Origin of the sequence: Pseudomonas sp. GL-R-19 (assembly GCF_019956375.1) — a bacterium.
In the GTDB taxonomy this organism is placed as follows: Bacteria; Pseudomonadota; Gammaproteobacteria; order Pseudomonadales; family Pseudomonadaceae; genus Aquipseudomonas.
The window spans coordinates 1-19,933 of the sequence record NZ_JAHBDJ010000016.1 but is presented as its reverse complement, the minus strand read 5'-3'; the positions used below and the strand labels follow the sequence as shown (position 1 = coordinate 19,933).

General features: G+C 61.1%; 19 protein-coding genes and 1 other RNA gene. 4 read left to right on the top strand and 16 right to left on the bottom strand.

The genetic code is table 11. The features are described 5' to 3' along the window. Nucleotides 1-14: 14 nt before the first annotated feature. The 15 genes from KGA83_RS09960 to rsmI all read right to left on the bottom strand — a co-directional run bounded on the left by KGA83_RS09960 (nucleotide 15) and on the right by rsmI (nucleotide 16,062). Complete coding sequence (locus KGA83_RS09960) at nucleotides 15-884, bottom strand: cell division protein FtsQ/DivIB (protein ID WP_223529615.1); 870 nt, start codon at nucleotides 882-884, stop codon at nucleotides 15-17. Between the two features lie 4 nt (nucleotides 885-888). Beyond that, complete coding sequence (locus KGA83_RS09955; RefSeq protein WP_223529614.1) at nucleotides 889-1,872, bottom strand: D-alanine--D-alanine ligase; 984 nt, start codon at nucleotides 1,870-1,872, stop codon at nucleotides 889-891. Continuing rightward, nucleotides 1,869-3,329, bottom strand: a complete 1,461-nt coding sequence (gene murC, locus KGA83_RS09950) for a UDP-N-acetylmuramate--L-alanine ligase (protein ID WP_223529612.1) — start codon at nucleotides 3,327-3,329, stop codon at nucleotides 1,869-1,871. Before murC ends, KGA83_RS09955 begins: the two co-directional genes overlap by 4 nt. Beyond that, the gene (gene murG / locus KGA83_RS09945) at nucleotides 3,322-4,392 is read right to left on the bottom strand and encodes an undecaprenyldiphospho-muramoylpentapeptide beta-N-acetylglucosaminyltransferase (protein ID WP_108214919.1); all 1,071 of its coding nucleotides are present in this window, start codon (nucleotides 4,390-4,392) and stop codon (nucleotides 3,322-3,324) included. Before murG ends, murC begins: the two co-directional genes overlap by 8 nt. After that, nucleotides 4,382-5,599, bottom strand: a complete 1,218-nt coding sequence (gene ftsW / locus KGA83_RS09940) for a putative lipid II flippase FtsW (protein ID WP_108214918.1) — start codon at nucleotides 5,597-5,599, stop codon at nucleotides 4,382-4,384. The genes murG and ftsW overlap by 11 nt, the downstream gene beginning before the upstream one ends. After that, complete coding sequence (murD, locus tag KGA83_RS09935) at nucleotides 5,596-6,942, bottom strand: UDP-N-acetylmuramoyl-L-alanine--D-glutamate ligase (protein ID WP_108214917.1); 1,347 nt, start codon at nucleotides 6,940-6,942, stop codon at nucleotides 5,596-5,598. Before murD ends, ftsW begins: the two co-directional genes overlap by 4 nt. A 6-nt stretch (nucleotides 6,943-6,948) precedes the next feature. Then, nucleotides 6,949-8,031, bottom strand: a complete 1,083-nt coding sequence (gene mraY, locus KGA83_RS09930) for a phospho-N-acetylmuramoyl-pentapeptide-transferase (RefSeq protein ID WP_108214916.1) — start codon at nucleotides 8,029-8,031, stop codon at nucleotides 6,949-6,951. Next, a complete protein-coding gene (locus tag KGA83_RS09925) occupies nucleotides 8,031-9,398 on the bottom strand; it encodes a UDP-N-acetylmuramoyl-tripeptide--D-alanyl-D-alanine ligase (protein ID WP_223529610.1) in 1,368 nt (455 codons plus the stop codon). Before KGA83_RS09925 ends, mraY begins: the two co-directional genes overlap by 1 nt. After that, nucleotides 9,391-10,854 carry a UDP-N-acetylmuramoyl-L-alanyl-D-glutamate--2,6-diaminopimelate ligase gene (locus tag KGA83_RS09920; protein WP_223529608.1) on the bottom strand — a complete coding sequence of 488 codons (1,464 nt, stop codon included), beginning with the start codon at nucleotides 10,852-10,854 and terminating at the stop codon, nucleotides 9,391-9,393. Before KGA83_RS09920 ends, KGA83_RS09925 begins: the two co-directional genes overlap by 8 nt. Next, on the bottom strand, nucleotides 10,854-12,593 hold the full coding sequence (locus KGA83_RS09915; protein WP_177413221.1) for a peptidoglycan D,D-transpeptidase FtsI family protein: 1,740 nt from the start codon (nucleotides 12,591-12,593) through the stop codon (nucleotides 10,854-10,856). The genes KGA83_RS09920 and KGA83_RS09915 overlap by 1 nt, the downstream gene beginning before the upstream one ends. Beyond that, nucleotides 12,593-12,886, bottom strand: coding sequence for a cell division protein FtsL (ftsL, locus tag KGA83_RS09910; protein WP_057398001.1), 294 nt, complete (start codon nucleotides 12,884-12,886; stop codon nucleotides 12,593-12,595). Before ftsL ends, KGA83_RS09915 begins: the two co-directional genes overlap by 1 nt. Continuing rightward, nucleotides 12,883-13,830, bottom strand: a complete 948-nt coding sequence (gene rsmH / locus KGA83_RS09905; RefSeq protein WP_411741905.1) for a 16S rRNA (cytosine(1402)-N(4))-methyltransferase RsmH — start codon at nucleotides 13,828-13,830, stop codon at nucleotides 12,883-12,885. Before rsmH ends, ftsL begins: the two co-directional genes overlap by 4 nt. Further along, nucleotides 13,827-14,282 (bottom strand): division/cell wall cluster transcriptional repressor MraZ, encoded by a 456-nt coding sequence (mraZ, locus tag KGA83_RS09900; protein ID WP_090286131.1) that lies wholly within the window; start codon nucleotides 14,280-14,282, stop codon nucleotides 13,827-13,829. The genes rsmH and mraZ overlap by 4 nt, the downstream gene beginning before the upstream one ends. Nucleotides 14,283-14,727: 445 nt before the next feature. Next, an RNA gene (gene rnpB / locus KGA83_RS09895) (RNase P RNA component class A) lies at nucleotides 14,728-15,081 on the bottom strand. 75 nt (nucleotides 15,082-15,156) lie between these two features. Next, nucleotides 15,157-16,062: a 16S rRNA (cytidine(1402)-2'-O)-methyltransferase gene (gene rsmI / locus KGA83_RS09890; protein ID WP_177413212.1), complete on the bottom strand. Its 906-nt coding sequence runs from the start codon at nucleotides 16,060-16,062 to the stop codon at nucleotides 15,157-15,159. A gap of 177 nt (nucleotides 16,063-16,239) precedes the next feature. Here rsmI and KGA83_RS09885 point away from each other — a divergent pair, with 177 nt between their 5' ends. The 4 genes from KGA83_RS09885 (at nucleotide 16,240) to KGA83_RS09870 (ending at nucleotide 19,686) form a co-directional block, all read left to right on the top strand. After that, the gene (locus KGA83_RS09885; RefSeq protein WP_108214911.1) at nucleotides 16,240-18,051 is read left to right on the top strand and encodes a penicillin-binding protein activator; all 1,812 of its coding nucleotides are present in this window, start codon (nucleotides 16,240-16,242) and stop codon (nucleotides 18,049-18,051) included. Beyond that, a complete protein-coding gene (locus KGA83_RS09880) occupies nucleotides 18,051-18,413 on the top strand; it encodes a YraN family protein (protein WP_108214910.1) in 363 nt (120 codons plus the stop codon). The genes KGA83_RS09885 and KGA83_RS09880 overlap by 1 nt, the downstream gene beginning before the upstream one ends. A gap of 104 nt (nucleotides 18,414-18,517) precedes the next feature. After that, complete coding sequence (locus KGA83_RS09875; RefSeq protein ID WP_007972584.1) at nucleotides 18,518-19,111, top strand: phosphoheptose isomerase; 594 nt, start codon at nucleotides 18,518-18,520, stop codon at nucleotides 19,109-19,111. Continuing rightward, entirely contained in the window at nucleotides 19,108-19,686 is a 579-nt protein-coding gene (locus KGA83_RS09870; RefSeq protein ID WP_108214909.1) for a BON domain-containing protein, read from the top strand. Before KGA83_RS09875 ends, KGA83_RS09870 begins: the two co-directional genes overlap by 4 nt. Nucleotides 19,687-19,843: 157 nt before the next feature. Here the strand turns inward: KGA83_RS09870 and KGA83_RS09865 are convergent. Beyond that, nucleotides 19,844-19,933, bottom strand: a 90-nt coding sequence (locus tag KGA83_RS09865) for an integrase core domain-containing protein (RefSeq protein WP_146615305.1), incomplete at its 5' end; no start/stop codon positions are given.

The window sequence follows — 19,933 nt, the reverse complement described above, 5'->3', positions numbered from 1 at the left end:
GGTCCTGCCTCTTCTTAATTCTTCGCGACAGCGGGTTGGGCTGCCGTGGGCGCTACAGGTTCCCGCCAGCCAACAGCGAGGCCGTTGGCGTAGCGCAGATCGATGCGCGCAATGTTCGTAATCTGTTCTTTGAGCGTCTTGTCATAGATGGCGATGAAACGGCGCATCTTTTCCACCTGGTTGCCGCGTCCCAGCAGCAGTTCGATCCCGGGACCCGCGCTGCCGGGGCCGGTGGTCAGGAACCAGCTGCCGCGATCACGCAGTTCCAGGCGTGCAATCGAGAAACCCAGCGGCCTGAGCATCTGGCTCAGCACCTGGTATTGCTGCATCACTTGCTGTTGAGCCCGCTGCGGGCCAAACAGCTGAGGCAAGTGTTCGTAGTTCGCCAGCTCGCGTGGAGTGAACGCCTGGCCCTGGTTGTTCAACAGCGACTCGTCACCCCATCGGGCCACCGGCAGTTGTTCTTCCAGGCGGATCACCACTTGATCCGGCCACACCCTGCGCACTTCGGCGTGGGCAATCCATGGCATCGTTTCCAGCTCGGTGCGCATGCTCGCCAGGTCGATGGTGAAGAAGCTCGACGCCACGTACGGGGCGATCCGCTGCTGCACCGCTTGCTGGCTGATGTAACTCAAGTCGCCCTGCACATTGATTTTGGTGATCGGCCGGTCGGCATACGGCAACAGCCGTGTCGCGCCTTCGTAAGTACCGAACCCCAAAGCCACCAGCACTACCGGCCAGAACAACGCTTTGAGAAAACCGAAGTTGGCTTTCGGCAGGCGCGCGGACATCGGCTCTTTGGCCACCATTCGGCTGGCACCCCGCGGCACCGGCTTGCGGCCGGGCGATGCGGAGGGCTGATGTCTGAGCTGAGCGCCTTGCATGGCCTTAACCTCTCGTCGACTCTTGGTTACCGGCAGTGTTGCCGGCAACGCTCTCGGCCAGAATGGCCAGAACCAGTTGCTGGAAATCCAGACCGGCGGCACGGGCCGCCATCGGCACCAGGCTGTGATCGGTCATGCCCGGTGCGGTGTTGACTTCCAGGAACCAGAACTGCCCTTCGGCGTCCTGCATCACGTCTGCCCTGCCCCAACCGGCGATACCCAGCGCTTCACAGGCTTTCGCCGTGAGGTCCATGAGTTCCTTTTCCTTGGCGCTGTCCAGACCGCACGGAATGCGGTACTGGGTATCGTTGGCGATGTACTTGGCGTCGTAGTCGTAGAAGCTGTGCGTCGTGCCCAGGGCAATTGGTGGCAACACCTGGTCACGCAGGGTGGCGATGGTGAACTCCGGACCGTGAATCCATTGCTCGACCAGCACTTGCGAATCGTAGGTACTGGCCGCTTTCCATGCGTCGATCAATTCGGACGCGGAGCTCACTTTGGCCATACCGATACTTGAACCTTCATGGGCCGGTTTGACGATCAAAGGGAAGCCCAGTTCCGTCGCCGCCGAAATACAATCGGCTTCGCTGCTCAGTACCGCGTGACGTGGGGTCGGAATGCCCAGGCTGTGCCAGACCTGCTTGGTGCGCAGTTTGTCCATGGCCAGGGCCGAAGCCAGGATGCCGCTGCCGGTGTACGGAATGCCCAGGCATTCGAGCAGGCCCTGTATGCTGCCGTCTTCACCGCCACGGCCGTGGAGGATAATGAAGGCGCGGTCGATCTTTTCGTCGAGCAGGCGCTGCAGCAGGTCATCGCCCACGTCGAGGCCGAATGCGTCCACACCGGCGCTTAGCAATGCGTCCAGAACGGCGTTACCCGATTTCAGGGAGACCTCACGCTCGGCACTCTTGCCGCCGAACAGCACGGCGACGCGGCCGAAGTCTTTCGGTGCGATCGTGGAGACCAGGTTGGCGTAGACAGCAGTCATTTCAACTTCCCCTTCTCCGGCGCGGCAATGGCACCTGCGAACAACTCGCTTTTCAACAGTTTTGGTGCGAGACCGCCGATATCGCCGGCGCCCTGGCACAGCAGGATGTCGCCGGCGCGCAGCAGCGGCTTGACCACTGGCGCAAGGTCGACACCACGCTCGATGTAGATCGGGTCGAGCTGGCCACGCTGACGGATGCTGTTGCACAGCTTGCGGCTGTCGGCGCCCGGAATCGGCTCTTCGCCGGCCGGGTAGACTTCCATCAGCAGCAGTACGTTGGCGTCGGCCAGCACATTGACGAAATCGTCGTACAGGTCACGGGTGCGGCTGTAACGGTGCGGCTGGTAGACCATCACCAGGCGGCGCTCCGGCCAGCCACCGCGCACGGCCTTGATCACGGCCGCGACTTCGGTCGGGTGGTGACCATAGTCGTCGACCAGCATCACATTGCCGCCGTCTACCGGCAGTTCGCCGTAGACCTGGAAGCGTCGGCCGACACCCTGGAACCCGGACAGGCCCTGGACGATGGCTTCATCGCTGACGCCTTCGTCGGTGGCAATGCAGATGGTCGCAAGGGCGTTCAATACGTTGTGGTTGCCCGGCATGTTCACCGAAACATCCAGTGGCTCGCGGTCGGGACGCAGTACGGTGAAGAAGGTCTGCATGCCTTGCTGGCGCACATTGATGGCACGCACGTCGCAGTCTTCGCCGAAGCCGTAGGTAACGGTCGGACGCTTGACCTGCGGGAGGATTTCACGCACCACCGGATCGTCCAGGCACACCACAGCCAGACCGTAAAACGGCAGGTTATGGAGGAATTCGACGAAGGTTTTCTTCAGTTTGTTGAAGTCACCGTCGTAGGTCGCCATGTGATCGGCGTCGATGTTGGTGACCACGGCCACCAGCGGCTGCAAGTGCAGGAAGCTCGCATCGCTTTCGTCGGCCTCGGCGATCAGGTAGCGGCTGGTGCCGAGCTGGGCATTGGTGCCCGCGGCATTCAGGCGGCCACCGATCACGAACGTCGGGTCCAGGCCACCGGCGGCGAACACCGAAGCGATCAGGCTGGTGGTCGTGGTTTTGCCGTGGGTACCGGCAACGGCGATGCCGTGGCGATAACGCATCAGCTCAGCCAGCATCTCTGCGCGCGGCACCACCGGAATGCGGCGCTCCAGTGCGGTCGCGACTTCCGGGTTGGACGTGTTCACGGCGCTCGACACCACCAGCACATCGGCAGCAGCGGCGTTCTCGGCGCGGTGGCCGATGAAGATCTGCGCCCCAAAGGACTCCAGACGCTCGGTCACCGGCGAAGCCTTCAGGTCGGAACCGGACACTTCATAGCCCAGGTTCAACAACACTTCGGCAATCCCGCACATGCCCACGCCGCCGATCCCGACGAAGTGGATGCGACGGATACGGCGCATTTCCGGTTGCGGCATGGCTTTCTGACTCTCAACCATGGGCCACCTCCAGGCAGCTGTCGACCACGTTACGGGTGGCATCGGGTTTGGCCAGGCGGCGCGCCGCGGTAGCCATTTCATTGAGTCGTTGTGGTTGCATCAGGACCTCTGTCAGGCGAGCGGCAAGATCCGCTGCGCCAGTCGTTCTTTGCGGCATCAGGAAGGCTGCGCCTTCACGGGCCAAATATTCGGCGTTGCGGGTCTGGTGATCGTCGATGGCATGAGGCAAAGGCACCAGCATCGAGGGCAGACCGGCGGCGGCCAGTTCACTGATGGTCAGCGCGCCTGCGCGACATACCACCAGGTCGGCCCAGCTGTAGGCTTGGGCCATGTCTTTGATGAAGGGCTGCACCTGCGCCTCGACGCCAGCCGCGCGATAGCGCTCTGCAGTCACTTCATCGTGGTTTTTGCCGGCCTGATGGAACACTTCCGGACGCAAATCGGCAGCGACTTGCGACAGGGCTTCAGGCAGCAACTTGTTCAACGGTTCTGCGCCCAGGCTTCCGCCCAGGATCAGCAAACGCGCCTTGCGACCAGCCAGGGCAGGTCGCGATGTCTCGAGGAACAGCTCGGTGCGCACCGGATTACCGGTGGTCCGGCGGCTGCTCGACAGGGTAAAGGTGTCGGGGAACGCTTCACAGACCCGGGCGGCCAACGGCACCAGCAACCGATTGGCGGTACCGGCCACGGCGTTCTGTTCGTGAACAATCACCGGCACGCCGGCCAGTTTGGCTGCAACGCCACCAGGACCGGTCACATAACCTCCAAAGCCGACCACGCAGACCGGCCGCAGCCGACGAATGATCGCCCGCGCCTGCCAGACCGACTTGAGCAACATGAACGGTGCCTTGAGCAGGGACAGCTTGCCCTTGCCGCGCAGCCCGCTGGCATTGATCCGGTGCAACTCGATACCGGCCGCCGGCACCAGATCGTTCTCGATGCCACGCGGGGTGCCGAGCCAGTGCACGGTATAGCCGCGCGCCTGGAATTCGCGGGCACAGGCCAGCGCCGGGAACACGTGGCCACCGGTGCCGCCGGCCATGATCATGACGTTAGCGCCCATGGTGCGGCTCCTCGGCGAAGTCGCTCTCATGGAACTCCATCTCTTCACTGCCCAGGTGGGTTCGACTTTCCCACTCAATGCGCAGCAACAAGCCGAGACAGGCACAGCAGATCACCAACGAACTACCGCCATAACTGAGGAACGGCAGGGTCAGTCCCTTGGTCGGAAGCAGGCCCACGTTCACGCCGATATTGATCAGGAATTGACCAATCCACAGGAACGACAGACCGTAGGCGACATAAGCAGCAAAAAACTGCTTGGCCTTTTCAGCCCATAGTCCGATGTACATGCCACGAATACACACGAAGACGAACAATGCCACTGTGCACAGTGAACCCACCGCGCCCAGTTCTTCGGCCAGGACCGAGAATACGAAGTCAGTGTGGGCTTCCGGCAGGTAAAACTGTTTCTGCACGCTGTTGCCCAAGCCAACGCCCAGCCATTCACCGCGACCGAAAGCGATCAATGCCTGGGACAACTGATAGCCGGCGCCGAACTGGTCGGCCCACGGGTCGGCAAAGTTGGTCAGACGCGCCATTCGATAGGGCTGCATTTGAATCAACAGCACCACTGCACCGACGGCCAAGACCACCATCAGGGAAAAACGGAACAGGCCGACGCCGCCGAGGAACAGCATCGCCGCGGCAGCGCCCATCATCACCACGGTGGCACCGAAGTCCGGCTCCATCAGCAGCAGGCCCGCCATCGGCAGCAGCACGATGAACGGTTTGAAGAAGCCCATCCAGCTTTCGCGCACTTCTTTCTGGCGACGCACCAGATAACCGGCGAGGTAGATCACCACGAACACCTTGGCGATCTCGGAAGGCTGGACGTTGAAGAAACTGAAGCCGATCCAGCGCATCGAGCCGTTAACCTCACGACCGATTCCCGGGACGATCACCATCACCAGCAAGCCGAACGCCCCCAGTAGCATCAACCAGCCCAGGCGTTGCCAGGTGGCAATCGGGATCATCATGGTGACGATGCAGGCACCCAGGCCCAGCACCACGTAAATAAGGTGGCGAATCATGTAGTACAGGGCGCTGCCTGACTGCACGGCCGCCACTTCAGTCGATGCCGAGGCGATCATGATCAGCCCAAGGCCGAGCAGCGTCAGGCAACCAGCGAGCATCGGGAAGTCGAGGTCGATACCGCGCCCGGTGATGATCGGCGAAGGGTATGGCTTAATGATATCTTTCAGGCTCATGCCAGATCCTCCACGGCTTGGACGAACTGGTGACCGCGGTCTTCGTAGTTCTTGAACATGTCGAAACTGGCGCAGGCTGGCGACAGCAGCACCACGTCGCCCGGCTGGGCGGCGGCGCGGCATTGCTCGACGGCTTCGACCAGGGAGCCGGCGCGGATCAGCGGTACGGCGTCGCCGATGGCCTCACCGATCTTGTCGGAGTCACGCCCCATCAGCACCACGGCGCGGCAGTTGGCCGCCACCGGATCGCGCAGGTCCTTGAACTCGGCACCCTTGCCGTCGCCGCCGGCGATCAGCACGATCTTGCCTTCGATGTCCGCGCCCAGGCCTTCGATGGCCGCCAGTGCGGCACCGACGTTGGTAGCCTTGGAATCGTTGTAGTAGCCCACGCCGTCAAGATCGCGGACCCATTGGCAGCGATGTTCGAGACCGGCGAAGGTGCGCAGGCTCGACAGCATGGCATCGAATGGCAGGCCGACCGCATGGCCCAGGGCCAGGGCTGCCAGGGCGTTGGACTGGTTATGGGCACCGCGAATCTTCAATTCGCGCACCGGCATCAGGTTCTGGAACTCGAAGGCCAGGTATTTTTCGCCGTCTTCTTCACGGATACCGAAGGATTTGAAGTCGGGTTTGCTCAGGCCGAAGGTCCAGCATGGCTGCCCTTCGCCCATCAACGGACGACTCAGGGCATCCTGACGATTGACCACGAACTGTCTGGCGCCACGGAAAATCCGGTGCTTGGCCAGGTGATAGGCCGGCAGACCGCTGTAACGGTCCATGTGGTCTTCGCTGATGTTGAGCACGGTCGCCACTTCGGCGTTGAGTTGGTCGGTGGTTTCCAGCTGGAAACTCGACAACTCCATCACGTACAGCTCGACGTCGTCGCGCAGCAGATCCAGCGCCGGCGTACCGAGGTTGCCGCCAACGGCAACACGCTTGCCCGCCGCAGCGGCCATCTCGCCGACCAGGGTGGTCACGGTGCTTTTCGCGTTGGAACCGCTGATGGCCACGATCGGCGCCTTCGCGTTACGCGCGAACAGTTCGATGTCGCCGGACAATTTCACGCCACGGGCGGCGGCGGCCTGCAGGGCCGGGGTCGCCAGCGCCAGGCCGGGGCTCACGTAAAGCTCGTCGGCACGGCACAGGAACTCGACGTCCAGCTCGCCACAACGCACTTCCACGTGCGGATAGTCACGCTTGAGCGTGGCCAGTTCCGGTGGATTTTCCCGCGTATCGGCCACGGCAAACGCCACGCCCTGGTTCGCCAGGAAGCGAACCAGGGACATGCCGCTCTTGCCGAGGCCGACAACGATGCGGAAGTGGTCAGAAGCGATCAGAGACACGAGTTTCTACCTCAGCTTCAGGGTGGCAAGGCCGACCAGCACGAGAATCACGGTGATGATCCAGAAACGGACGATCACGCGCGGCTCGGGCCAGCCCTTGAGTTCAAAGTGGTGGTGAATCGGTGCCATGCGGAATACGCGGCGACCGGTCAGTTTGAAAGAGGCGACCTGAATGACCACTGACAGGGTTTCCATCACGAACACGCCGCCCATGATGAACAGGACGATTTCCTGACGGACGATCACCGCGATGGTGCCCAGGGCCGCGCCCAGCGCCAGTGCGCCGACGTCGCCCATGAAGACTTGTGCCGGATAGGTGTTGAACCACAGAAAGCCCAGGCCGGCTCCGATCAGTGCGCCACAGAACACGATCAGCTCGCCTGCGCCCGGTACGTAAGGGATCAGCAGGTATTCGGCGAATTTCACGTTACCCGACAGGTAGCAGAAAATGCCCAGGCCGCCGCCCACCATCACCGTCGGCATGATCGCCAGGCCGTCGAGGCCATCGGTCAGGTTGACCGCGTTGCTCGAACCGACAATCACGAAATAGGTCAGGACGATGAAGCCGGCGCCCAATGGAATGCTGTAGTCCTTGAGCATCGGCAGGATCAGCGTGGTTTCCACCGGCGTGGCGGCGGTCACATACAGAAAGATCGCTGCGCCCAGACCGAATACCGACTGCCAGAAATACTTCCAGCGGCTTGGCAGGCCGCGGGAGTTTTTCTCGATGACCTTGCGGTAGTCGTCGACCCAGCCGATGGCGCCGAACAGCAGGGTCACCAACAGTACGACCCAGACGTAACGGTTGCTCAGGTCAGCCCAAAGCAGGGTGCTGACCCCGATGGACGACAGAATCAGTGCGCCGCCCATGGTCGGGGTACCCGACTTGGACAGGTGCGACTGCGGGCCGTCATTGCGAACGGACTGACCGATCTGACGGTTCTGCAGGGTGCGGATCATCCACGGGCCATAGCACAGCGACAAGACCAGCGCGGTCAGTACACCGAGAATCCCGCGCAGGGTCAGGTACTGGAAGACCGCGAAGCCTTTGTAGAACTGTTGCAGATACTCCGCTAGCAGCAGCAGCATTAATGTTTCTCCAGACTGGACCCGCACAAGGCGGCGACGACGTTTTCCATCGCAGCGCTGCGCGACCCCTTGATCAAAATGGTGGTGTTTGTGTCTTGTTCGGCGCCCAGGGCCTTGATCAGCTCAGCCTGCGTGCTGAAGTGAAAAGCCTGTGGACCGAATGCGTTCACGGCGTGAGCCATCATTGGCCCGACGGCGTACAGCGCAGAAACCTTGCCACGGGCGTACTCGCCCACGTCGCGGTGCCCCTGCTCCGCCCATTCGCCCAACTCGCCGATATCCCCGAGCACCAGGACGGTGCGACCGGAAAAGCCGGCCAGTATATCAACGGCAGCGCACATGGAGGTGGGATTGGCGTTGTAAGTGTCATCGATCACGCGCATGCCATTGCTGGCCAATTGCGCAACGGTACGCCCCTTGACCGGTTGCACCGCGCCAAGGCCAGCGGCGATACCGGACAGCGACACACCCAGGGCATGGGCGGCAGCGGCGGCGGCCATGGCATTGGTGACGTTGTGGGTGCCGAGCAGGTTCAGTTGAACGCGCGCCACACCTTCAGGGCTGTGCAGGTTGAACGCCGGGCAGCCGCGAGCATCGGTGGCCAGGTCACTGGCATGGAAATCGGCGCTGGCGTTGCTCAACGCAAACGTCAGCACTTTGCGGTCACCGGCGCGCGCTTTCCAAATACCGAACGCCTTGTCGTCAAGATTGAGAACGGCGACGCCATCGGCATCCAGCCCTTCGATAATCTCGCCTTTGGCTTCGACGATTTTTTCCGGACCGCCGAACTCGCCGACGTGGGCGGTCCCGGCGTTATTGAGAACGGCCACATGGGGTTTGGTCATGCTCACGGTGTAGGCAATTTCGCCTAGGCGCGAGGCACCCAACTCGATCACCGCAGCGGTATGTTCCGGCGCCAGTTCGAGCAGGGTCAGCGGAACGCCAAGGTCGTTGTTCAGGTTCCCACGGGTGGCCAGCACCGGACCATGGGTGCGCAGGATGCTCGCAAGCATCTCCTTGACCGTAGTCTTGCCGCTGGAACCGGTAATGGCCGCGACCGGACGGGTGTAGGCGGCGCGATTCAGCGCGCCTAACTGGCCAAGGGCCTGGCGAGTGTCGCTGACCAGCAATTGCGGCAACGTGCTGTCGGCGACTTCACGCTCGACCAGCGCAGCCACGGCGCCCTTGGCGGCGACTTCATTGAGATAGTCATGACCGTCAAAACGCGGACCGGCCAGGGCAATAAACAGCTGACCCGGCTTGATTGCACGGCTGTCGATACTGACGCCGTCGAAGCTGGCATTGGCAGACACCAGGCGAGCATTCAGCGCGCCGGTCAGTTCACTCAGCCTCAAGGCCTTAAGCATGGGCCACCTCCCACGCGGTCAAGGCACGATCGGCCTCGACCAGATCGGAAAAGGCATGGCGTTCGCCGTTGATTTCCTGATAGTCCTCGTGACCTTTACCGGCCAGGACAATCACGTCATCCACCGAGGCGCTGGCGATCAACCGGGCAATCGCCTGACCGCGACCGGCAACGAACTCCACTTTATCCACAGCCGTGAAACCGGCGCGGATGTCATCGAAAATCACCGATGGATCTTCAGTGCGCGGATTGTCATCGGTCACCAGCACGCCATCGGCCAGGCGCTCGACCACTTCGGCCATCAATGGACGCTTGCCGCGATCGCGGTCGCCGCCACAGCCGAACAGGCACAGCAACCGGCCCTTGGCGTGTGGACGCAGGGCCAGCAGTACTTTTTCCAGCGCATCCGGGGTGTGGGCGTAGTCGACCACCACCAATGGCTGCGAGCCACCGCCCAGACGCTGCATGCGCCCGGCAGGGCCTTCGAGCTCTGGCAACACCTTGAGGATTTCGTCCAGGGCGTAATCCAGTCCGAGCAACGCGCCGACCGCCGCCAGGACATTGCTCAGGTTGAAGCGACCGAGCAAGGTGCTGCGCAAGAGGTGCTCGCCCTGTGGCGTGACCAGCGTGGCGCGCACACCTTCGTCGTCGAATTGCGCCTGACGGCAATACAGGTAGGCGCTGGAATCTTCCAGGCTATAGGTAATCAGCCGCGACTCGCGCTTGTCGGCTGCCAGTTGCCGACCAAATTCGTCGTCGAGGTTGACCACGCGGCATTTCAAATCATTCCAGGCAAACAGCTTGGCCTTGGCTTCGCCGTAGACCTGCATGGTGCCGTGGTAATCCAGATGATCGCGGGACAGGTTAGTCATCACCGCCACATCGAAGGCCAATGCCGTCACGCGCCCCTGGTCCAGGCCATGGGAAGACACTTCCATCGCCACGGCTTTGGCCCCGGCCTTCTTCAGGTCCGCCAGGGTCGCTTGCACGGCAATCGGATTCGGCGTGGTGTGCAGGCCGCTTTCCAGCGCGCCGTAGAAACCGGTACCGAGTGTGCCGACCAGGCCGCAGTGCTGGCCGAGCAGGTCCAGTGCCTGGGCGACCAATTGCGTCACGCTGGTCTTGCCGTTGGTGCCGGTAACGCCCACCAGGTTCAGGTGATGGCTCGGCTCGCCATAAAAACGCCCGGCGATGTCCGACAGTTGAGCCGCCAGGCCCTTGACCGGAATCAGCGGCACTTCAGTGATCGGCAGGATCGTGGCGCCTTCTACTTCATAGGCCACCGCAGCCGCGCCGCGTTGCAAGGCGTCGGCAATATGAGCGCGCCCATCGAACTTCCCGCCCGGGACGGCCAGGAACAAATCACCTGCGCGCACATTACGGCTGTCCAGGGCGAGTTCGCGAATCAGCAGATCGTGGCCGGCGTGAGGGAAAATCTTGTTCAGGCTCAGAGACATCAGCCGCGCCCTCCATTGGCTTTCAGCGGAACGACCGGTGTTGCGTTCGCTTGTTGAGTAGGTGGCAGGTTGTCCGGCGTAATGTTCATCAGGCGCAGGGTGCCCGACATCACGCGGCTGAACACCGGCGCGGAAACCAGGCCACCGAAGTAACCGGCCTTGGTCGGCTCGTCGATCACCACCACGATGGCGTAACGCGGATCGCTCATCGGGCCGAAGCCGGCGAACAGCGACCGGTAGGAGTTCTCGGCGTAGCCCTTGGTGCCAACCGAGGTTTTACGCGCAGTACCCGACTTGCCGCCCACGTGATACGCCGGCACCTGCGCACGGAATACGCCGCGCGGGGCTTCGATCACTTGTTGCAGCATGCCTTGCATGGTTTTCGCGACGGCCTCCGGCAACACCTGGGTGGTTTGCGGCGCCTTGTCGGTCTTGATCAAAGTCAGTGGTGCGAGGCGACCGTTGTTGGCCAGGGCCGAGAAGGCGTGGACCAGCTGGATTGCGGTCACGGAGATACCGTAGCCGTAGGACAGCGTGGCGGTTTCTGCCTTGCGCCACTCGCGGTAGTTCGGCAGGTTGCCGACGCGCTCGCCCGGGAAGCCCAGGCCGGTGTCCTGGCCGAGGCCGACTTTCTGCGCGAGACGGAAAATGGTTTCGCCGCCAATGTCGAAGGCAACCTTGCTCATGCCGACGTTACTGGAGTTGATCAGAATGCCGGTCAGGTCGAGTACCGGGCCCTCAGTCTTGGATACGTCCTTGATGGTGTACTTGCCAATCTGCAAGGAGCCCGGATACACCTCGACGGTGTCGCTCGGTTTCCAGCGGCCGGTTTCGATGGCGGCGCTCATCGAGATCGCTTTCATGGTCGAACCCGGCTCGAACACGTCGATCATCGCGCGGTTACGCATCATCGCCGGTTGCAGGTTGCGACGGTTGTTCGGGTTGTAGGTCGGCTGGTTGACCATTGCGAGAATCTCACCGGTCTTCACGTCCATGATCACCAGACTGCCGGCCTTGGCGCCGTTCTCGATGATCGCGTTGCGCAATTCGCGGTTGGCCAGGTATTGCAGGCGCAGGTCAATGGACAACGCCAAGGGCTTGCCGGCCTTGGCGTTTTTGGTGACCTGGACATCCTTGATCAGCCGGCCGCGCCGGTCCTTGATCACCTGACGCTTGCCAGGGACCCCGGCCAGCCATTCGTCGTAGGCCAGTTCGACGCCTTCACGACCATGATCGTCGATGTCGGTAAACCCGACCATATGGGCGGTGACTTCGCCGGCAGGATAAAACCGCCGGAACTCTTCGATGCCGTAGACACCTGGCACCTTCAGGTCGAGCACGGCCTGGCCCTGCTCAGGCGTCAGCCCGCGCACCAGGTAAATGAATTCCTTGTTGGCCTGGGCTTCGAGACGTTCGGCCAGGGCTTTCGGGTCCTGTCCCAAGGCAGCCGCCAGTGCTGGCCACTTCTCTTTGGCCGTTTGCATTTCCTTGGCATTGGCCCAAAGGGTGGTGACCGGAGTACTCACGGCCAAGGGCTCGCCGTTACGGTCGGTGATCAGACCACGGTGGGCCGGAATCGGAATATGACGAACACTGCGGGCATCGCCCTGTCCTTTGAGGAAGGCACGGTCGACTACTTGCAAATCGATGATGCGCCAGGCAATCGCGACCACCATGATGCCGAGCAAACCCAGCACCACGCGGAACCGCCAAGGAAAGAGTGCACCTTCGAGCTTCATCATGGCGCCACCATCTTCACGTCAGCGGCACCGGGAATGTGCATTTTCAGTTGTTCGGTGGCCAGCACTTCGATACGGCTGTGGGCGGTCCAGGTGCTCTGCTCCAGAATCAACCGGCCCCACTCGGCTTGCGCCTTGTCGCGCACGCTCAATTCGTTGTACAGCGAATTCAATAGCTGACGGTTCCAGTGGGCGCTGTAGGACACGCCAATGGCCGAAATGAGCACGCCGACAAACAGCAGCAGCATGAAGAAGCTTCCGCCGGGCAATGGCTTGGCGAAAAGCTTGCTCACCGCAGCTTCTCCGCCACACGCATGACAGCACTACGGGAACGTGGGTTGGCTTTGAGTTCGGCGTCGGAGGCCGTCTGCGCTTTGCCATGGACTTTGATTTTCGGTTCGAAGGCGACATGCCGAACCGGGAGGTTGCGCGGCAGGTTGTCGGCTTCGCCTTTCACCAGCTTGCGCATGAACAGTTTGACGATGCGGTCTTCCAGCGAATGGAAGCTGATGACGACCAGACGACCGCCCACTTCCAGGCACTCCAGGGCGGCTTCGAGGCCGGCTTCCAGATCACCCAGTTCGTTGTTGACGTGAATACGCAAGCCCTGGAACGCACGGGTTGCAGGGTTCTTGCCCTTTTCCCACGCCGGATTGGCGACCTTCAGGACTTCTGCCAGGTCACCGGTGCGCTCGAATGGCTTGATGTCGCGGCGCTCGGCCACTGCTCGGGCCATGCGACCGGAGAAACGCTCCTCGCCGTATTCCTTGAACACCCGGGCGATTTCTTCCACGGGCGCGGTGTTGACGAACTCGGCGGCGCTGATGCCACGGGACGGATCCATGCGCATGTCCAGCGGACCATCATTGAGGAAGCTGAAACCGCGCTCAGGATCGTCGAGCTGTGGCGAAGACACGCCCAGATCCAGCAGAACGCCACTGACCTTGCCGGCCAGACCGCGTTCGGCGACCTCCGAACCGAGCTCGGCAAAGCTGCGCTGCACAACGACAAAGCGGCCGTCTTCGGCCGCTAGCGTTTGCCCGGTGGCAATCGCTTGTGGATCTTTATCGAATCCGAGCAACCGACCATCGGGACCGAGCTGGCTGAGAATCAACCGGCTGTGTCCGCCGCGTCCGAACGTGCCGTCCAGATAGCAGCCATCAGGACGTACGGCGAGAGCCTCGACGGCTTCGTCAAGCAGTACGGTGATGTGGTTAAAGCCGCTATCAATAGTCACAGGATCAAATCACGCAGTTCATCAGGCATAGCGCCCGGTTGTTGAATGGCAGCCAGGTCAGCGGCAGAAACCGCGTTCCAGGCATCCTCGTCCCACAATTGGAACTTGTTCAGTTGGCCTACCAACATCGCGCGCTTATCCAACCTGGCATATTCACGAAGACGCGGCGGAACCAGAAAACGACCACTGCCATCGAGCTCGAGGTCGACGGCATTACCAATCAGTAAACGTTGCAGGCGACGGTTCTCTTCGCGAAGCGAAGGCAGTGCGCGCAGTTTGGTTTCAATAATTTCCCACTCATCGAGGGGGTAAACACACAAACATGGATCAACGGCATCAATCGTGACGATCAACTGCCCGGAACTCCGCGAATCGAGCTCGTCACGGTACCGACTCGGCATTGCGAGACGGCCCTTTGCATCGAGACTGATAGCGTTGGCTCCGCGAAACACGTCAGCGTCTCTCCAAATTCTAGCGTTTTGAGTTCAAAAAACCCACTTCATGCCACTTTCCGCCACTTACGCACACTATAGGAATGCCCCCACCACACCGTCAAGGCGCGGATTAAAGGAAAATCCTTACAGAACTGAGATTTAGGAGCATTAACGGAGAGGCAACGAAAATCCGACAGATGAATCCACCCGATAACTTGAATCAGCACAGAAGGCTGCGTTCGGAAGTTAAAGTGTTTTATTAAGAGTAAGATTTTTTTGGTATTACAAAAGAGGTTCTGCTGACGATTGTGTAAGGAGGGAAACCGGTGCTTCGTGGAGTTTATGCGATCACTACAAGCGCGGGCTAATCGATATCACAAAACCGCTTCTCCTGACGTTTGTGCCTGGAGAAAATTGCTATCACCAACACTCTGCCCAATGATTTAAGCAGAGGAGAAAAAAGGTGGAGAGTCGATCTGTAAGCCGGGTTCTGTCTTGAACAGTCATTCGTCTACGATGGCCATCACTGGACATCTTTAGCAACCTACCCGGTCCCAGCGCGGGCCACGCCTTGGGACCCTATTTGGTCTTGCTCCAAGTGGGGTTTACCTAGCCACGAACTGTTGCCAGACGTGCGGTGCGCTCTTACCGCACCTTTTCACCCTTACCGGCGCCGAAGCGCTTAGGCGGTTATTTTCTGTGGCACTTTCCGTAGGCTCGCGCCTCCCAGGCGTTACCTGGCACTTCGCCCTATGGAGCCCGGACTTTCCTCCCCCCCCTAATTTTCATAGGGGGCAGCGACTGTCCGATCGACTCTCCGCCGCGAAGGTTACCGGCAGAGCGCCCGAAGAACAAGCACCAAGCGCCATAGAGCACGCCTGCGCGTCGGGTTTTACTCGCCCTTCTGCTGATCCAGCGCGATCTGGTACAGCACATTCTTTCGTTCGCCGGTGATTTGTGCCGCCAAAGCCGCCGCTCGCTTGAGCGGCATTTCTTCGAGCAACAGGTTGAGGATGCGCATCGCCTCGCTGCTGACGGCGCCCTCCTCCTCGGGCGCAGACCAGCCCGCCACCAACACCACGCACTCGCCGCGCTGCTGATTGCTGTCCGACTCGACAAACTCGCGTAGCTCAGCCAGTGGCAGGCCCTTGAGCGTTTCAAACGTCTTGGTCAACTCACGGGCAAGCAGCGCCGGACGCTCGGGACCGAACACCAGCTCCATGTCTTGCAGGCATTCAAGGATGCGATGCGGAGCCTCGTAGAAGATCAAGGTGCGCGGCTCTTCCTTTACCTGTTCGAGACGCGCCCGCCGCCCCACCGCCTTGGCCGGGAGGAAACCTTCGAAAATGAATCGGTCGGAAGGCAGACCCGCCGCCGACAACGCTGCAATCAACGCGCAGGCACCTGGAACCGGCACCACATTGATGCCTGCAGCCCGAGCCTGCCGGACCAGGTGATAACCCGGATCGGAAATCAGCGGCGTCCCGGCGTCGGAGATCAACGCCACGTCGTCACCGGCAAGCAGGCGAGTGATAAAGCGGCTACCTTCATCCCGCTCGTTGTGCTCATGGCAGGCCGCCAATGGCGTCGCAATGCCGAAGTGCTGCATCAGGCGCTGGGAATGGCGGGTGTCTTCCGCGGCAATCAAGGCCACTTCACGCAGGATCTTCAGCGCCCGCGCACTGATGTCATCCAGGTTGCCGATGGGCGTCGCCACCACATAAAGCGAGCCAGCAGCGGAATTCAAAGCACCTGGAGCAGTCAAAGCGCACACCTCATGATCGGTAAAAGTCGCCATTGTAGCGCGTAGCGAGGCTCACGATACGCGCAACCAAAGGAGGCCTCGGCGTCTGTTTGTGCGCTGGTGCAACATTTACACCAGCTAAATTGATCGATTCACACCAGTAACATCGCGCCCCGGCCAGTGCTTGGGTACAATTCCACGCTAATTTGATCGAGTATCAGGAACGCTTACATGATCGCTTGCCTGCGGCTGTTATCTGCCCTCTGCCTCGCTGCCTTGCTGGCGGCTTGCGCCAGCTCGCCCTCCTCCAGCCTTGGCGAACTTCCACGGACACCGGATGCCAGTATCGAGCAACTGCTTGAGAAGGCCTCCCAAAGCAAATCGCCGGAAGACGCCGCCTTGCTGCGCTTGAGTGCTGCCGACCTGGCCTATCACCAGGGCAATGCCGGCCAGTCCGCGCAAATCCTGCAACAGGTTCCGACCGAGCAGCTCAAGCCGGGCCAACAGATTTTCGCCAACACCCTGGCGGCTGAACTGGCCATGACCCGCAACCAGCCCAAGGCCGCGCTGACGGCCTTGAGCCATCCGAGCATGCAACGCTTGAGCGAGCTGCCCGAAGAGCAGCAGGTCCGCACCGGCACCGTTCACGCCCGTGCCCTTGAAGCCGACGGCCAGACCCTCGCTGCTGCTCGGGAGCGCATTTTCATCGCACCGATGCTCAAAGGTGAAGCAGCCAGCAAAAATCACGAAGCCATCTGGACCCTGATCGCTTCGCTGCCGACCGAGCAATTGCAACCGAACACCACCGACGATCTCGGCGGCTGGATGGCCCTCGCGCTGGCCGTGAAATCCGCCGGCACCCTGGAGCAGCAACAAGCCGCCATCGACAACTGGCGCACGCGGAATCCGAAACACCCGGCAGCCATTCAATTGCCGCAGCCACTGACCCAACTCAAGGAACTGGCCAGCCAGCCCCTGAACAAGATCGCCTTGCTGCTGCCTCAGGACGGTCCTTTGGCCTCGGTCGGCAAAGCACTGCGCGACGGCTTCATGGCTGCTCACTACCAGGCACAACAGGCCGGGCAGAAACCACCCGCCATCGAGTTCTATGACAGCTCGCGCCTGACCTCCATGGACGAGTTCTACCGCAAGGCCCAGGCCGATGGCGTGCAACTGGTCGTCGGCCCACTGGAGAAGCCGCTGGTCAAACAGCTGAGCGCTCGCCCGCAATTGCCGATCACCACACTCGCGCTGAACTACAGCGAAGGCGATCAGGGTCCGGCGCAATTGTTCCAGTTCGGTCTTGCCGCTGAAGATGAAGCCCGTGAAGTGTCGCGCCGCGCTCGCGCCGATGGCCTGCACCGCGCAGCCATCATGGTGCCGAAAGGTGAATGGGGCGACCGCGTACTCAAGGCATTCAGCCAGGACTGGCAAGCCAATGGCGGCACCATCGTCGCCACCGAACGCGTCGATCAGCCGGTCCAGTTGGCCCAGCAGATTGCCGACATGTTCCAGCTGCGTCAGAGCGAAGGTCGCGCCAAGAGCCTGCAAAGCACCGTTGGCTCGCAAGTCGCTGCCCAGCCATCGCGCCGCCAGGACATCGAGTTCATCTTCCTCGCGGCAACACCACAACAGGCCCAGCAGATCAAACCGACCCTGAACTTCCAGTACGCAGGCGATGTGCCGGTCTACGCCACCTCTCACGTGTTCAGCGCCAGCGGCGACGTCAACCAGTACAACGACATGAATGGCATCCGCTTCTGCGAGACGCCATGGTTGCTGGACGCCAACGACCCGCTGCGCCGCCAGGTCACCGCCCAGTGGCCTCAAGCCGCTGGCAGCCTGGGGCGCCTGTATGCCATGGGTGTGGACGCTTATCGCCTGGCACCGCGCCTGGGCCAACTCAAGTCTCTGCCGGACAGCCGCATCAACGGTGAATCGGGCAGCCTTGGCATGTCTCAGAGCCAGCGGGTCGTACGCCAGTTGCCATGGGCCGAGTTCGCCAATGGCCAGGTCCAGCGCCTGCCGGATACCACTCGCTGATGCCTGACAGGTCACGCCAGCAAAGCGGCATGGATGCCGAGCGCCATGCGCTCGAGCATCTTCAACAACAGGGTCTGCGCCTGCTGGCGCAGAACTGGTCGTGCAAACGCGGCGAGCTTGATCTGGTCATGCTAGATGGCGATACAGTAGTATTCGTTGAAGTCCGCTACAGAAAAAACACTCAATGGGGTGGCGCGCTCGACAGCATCGATGAGCGCAAACGGCAAAAACTGATTTTCGCCGCGCAATATTTTCTTCAGCGCGAGTCGCGCTGGGCCAATTCCCCTTGCCGCTTCGACGTGATTGCCATCGACAGCCACCTCGATCAGTTGAACTGGCTACAGAATGCCTTCGACGGTTGATCGCCGGCAGTGCGAACCGGACACTATCACCGAACACTTTTGCTCTTTGCTTTGCGGGCTGCACATTCATGTGCCGAACAGCCGCGCCACTTAAGGTCACACAGATGGACATGCAATCCCGAATTCGCCAGCTTTTTCAGGCCAGTATCGACACCAAGCAACAGGCGATGGAAGTACTTGCACCGCACATCGAGCAAGCCAGCCAGGTCATGGTCAACGCCCTGCTCAACGAAGGAAAAATGCTTTCCTGTGGTAACGGCGGCTCTGCCGGCGACGCCCAGCACTTCTCATCCGAGCTGCTCAATCGCTTTGAGCGCGAGCGCCCGAGCCTGCCGGCCATCGCCCTGACGACCGACAGCTCGACGATCACCTCGATCGCCAACGACTACAGCTACAACGAAATCTTCTCCAAGCAGATCCGCGCACTCGGCCAACCGGGCGATGTGTTGCTGGCTATCTCCACCAGCGGCAACTCGGCCAACATAATTCAAGCGATCCAGGCCGCACATGATCGCGAAATGATTGTCGTAGCATTGACGGGACGTGATGGCGGCGGCATGGCGTCGCTGCTGTTGCCCGAGGACGTCGAGATTCGCGTACCGGCCAACGTCACCGCTCGTATTCAAGAAGTCCACCTGCTGGCGATCCATTGCCTTTGCGACTTGATCGACAGCCAATTGTTCGGGAGTGAAGAATGACCCCTAATCGCCTTGGCCTACTGGCCTTGACCCTGTGCCTCGGCATCAGTGGCTGCACCTCGGTGGTGACTGCCAGCCGTGAAGCACCGATTGAAGATGACCGCGGCACCCGCACACTGGGCAGCAAGATCGACGACTCCCTGATCGACACCAAGGTTGGCGTGAACATCGCCAAGGCCGACCCGGCCCTTGATAAGGACTCGCACATCGTCGTCACCAGCTTCAACGGCGTCGTGCTGCTCGCCGGGCAAACGCCACGCGCAGACCTCAAGGCCAAGGCCGAACAGGCCGCTGCCGCGGTCCAGCGCGTGAAGCAGGTGCACAACGAACTGCAGATCCTGCCACCCTCCAGTTTCCTGGCCCGTCAGAACGACACCTGGTTGACCTCCAAGATCAAGGCCCAGATGCTCGCCGATGCCAACATCCCCGGTTCGCGCATCAAGATCGTCACTGAAAACGGCATTGTCTACATGCTGGGCCTACTGACCAAACAGGAAGCTGCGCAGGCGACCAACCTGGTGCAAGGTGTTTCCGGCGTGCAGAAGATTGTGAAGTTGTTTGAGTACATCGACTGAACCCCATCCTGTAGGAGCGAGCCTGCTCGCGAAAAACGTCCGGTGAATGCGCTCCAGCCCGCGTCATCGTTCACGACCATCGCGAGCAAGCTCGCTCCTACATCGTTTGAAGGTGGTGAATGTCTAGTCCTGAAATAGGTTTACACCTGTTTCAGCCTCAAAACGCCCGATGCACCGCATCGGGCGTTTTGTATTTCAGCGACAGATGAGGCCGCTCGTTGTTATAGATCTGCACCGACTCGTCCAC

What these genes read in the sequence shown, in the direction of transcription:
- KGA83_RS09960 (WP_223529615.1), bottom strand. Translation starts at nt 884, where the DNA reads ATGCAAGGCGCTCAGCTCAGACATCAGCCCTCCGCATCGCCCGGCCGC.
- KGA83_RS09955 (WP_223529614.1), bottom strand. Translation starts at nt 1,872, where the DNA reads ATGACTGCTGTCTACGCCAACCTGGTCTCCACGATCGCACCGAAAGAC.
- murC (WP_223529612.1), bottom strand. Translation starts at nt 3,329, where the DNA reads ATGGTTGAGAGTCAGAAAGCCATGCCGCAACCGGAAATGCGCCGTATC.
- murG (WP_108214919.1), bottom strand. Translation starts at nt 4,392, where the DNA reads ATGGGCGCTAACGTCATGATCATGGCCGGCGGCACCGGTGGCCACGTG.
- ftsW (WP_108214918.1), bottom strand. Translation starts at nt 5,599, where the DNA reads ATGAGCCTGAAAGATATCATTAAGCCATACCCTTCGCCGATCATCACC.
- mraY (WP_108214916.1), bottom strand. Translation starts at nt 8,031, where the DNA reads ATGCTGCTGCTGCTAGCGGAGTATCTGCAACAGTTCTACAAAGGCTTC.
- KGA83_RS09925 (WP_223529610.1), bottom strand. Translation starts at nt 9,398, where the DNA reads ATGCTTAAGGCCTTGAGGCTGAGTGAACTGACCGGCGCGCTGAATGCT.
- KGA83_RS09920 (WP_223529608.1), bottom strand. Translation starts at nt 10,854, where the DNA reads ATGTCTCTGAGCCTGAACAAGATTTTCCCTCACGCCGGCCACGATCTG.
- KGA83_RS09915 (WP_177413221.1), bottom strand. Translation starts at nt 12,593, where the DNA reads ATGAAGCTCGAAGGTGCACTCTTTCCTTGGCGGTTCCGCGTGGTGCTG.
- rsmI (WP_177413212.1), bottom strand. Translation starts at nt 16,062, where the DNA reads ATGGCGACTTTTACCGATCATGAGGTGTGCGCTTTGACTGCTCCAGGT.
- KGA83_RS09885 (WP_108214911.1), top strand. Translation starts at nt 16,240, where the DNA reads ATGATCGCTTGCCTGCGGCTGTTATCTGCCCTCTGCCTCGCTGCCTTG.
- KGA83_RS09880 (WP_108214910.1), top strand. Translation starts at nt 18,051, where the DNA reads ATGCCTGACAGGTCACGCCAGCAAAGCGGCATGGATGCCGAGCGCCAT.
- KGA83_RS09875 (WP_007972584.1), top strand. Translation starts at nt 18,518, where the DNA reads ATGGACATGCAATCCCGAATTCGCCAGCTTTTTCAGGCCAGTATCGAC.
- KGA83_RS09870 (WP_108214909.1), top strand. Translation starts at nt 19,108, where the DNA reads ATGACCCCTAATCGCCTTGGCCTACTGGCCTTGACCCTGTGCCTCGGC.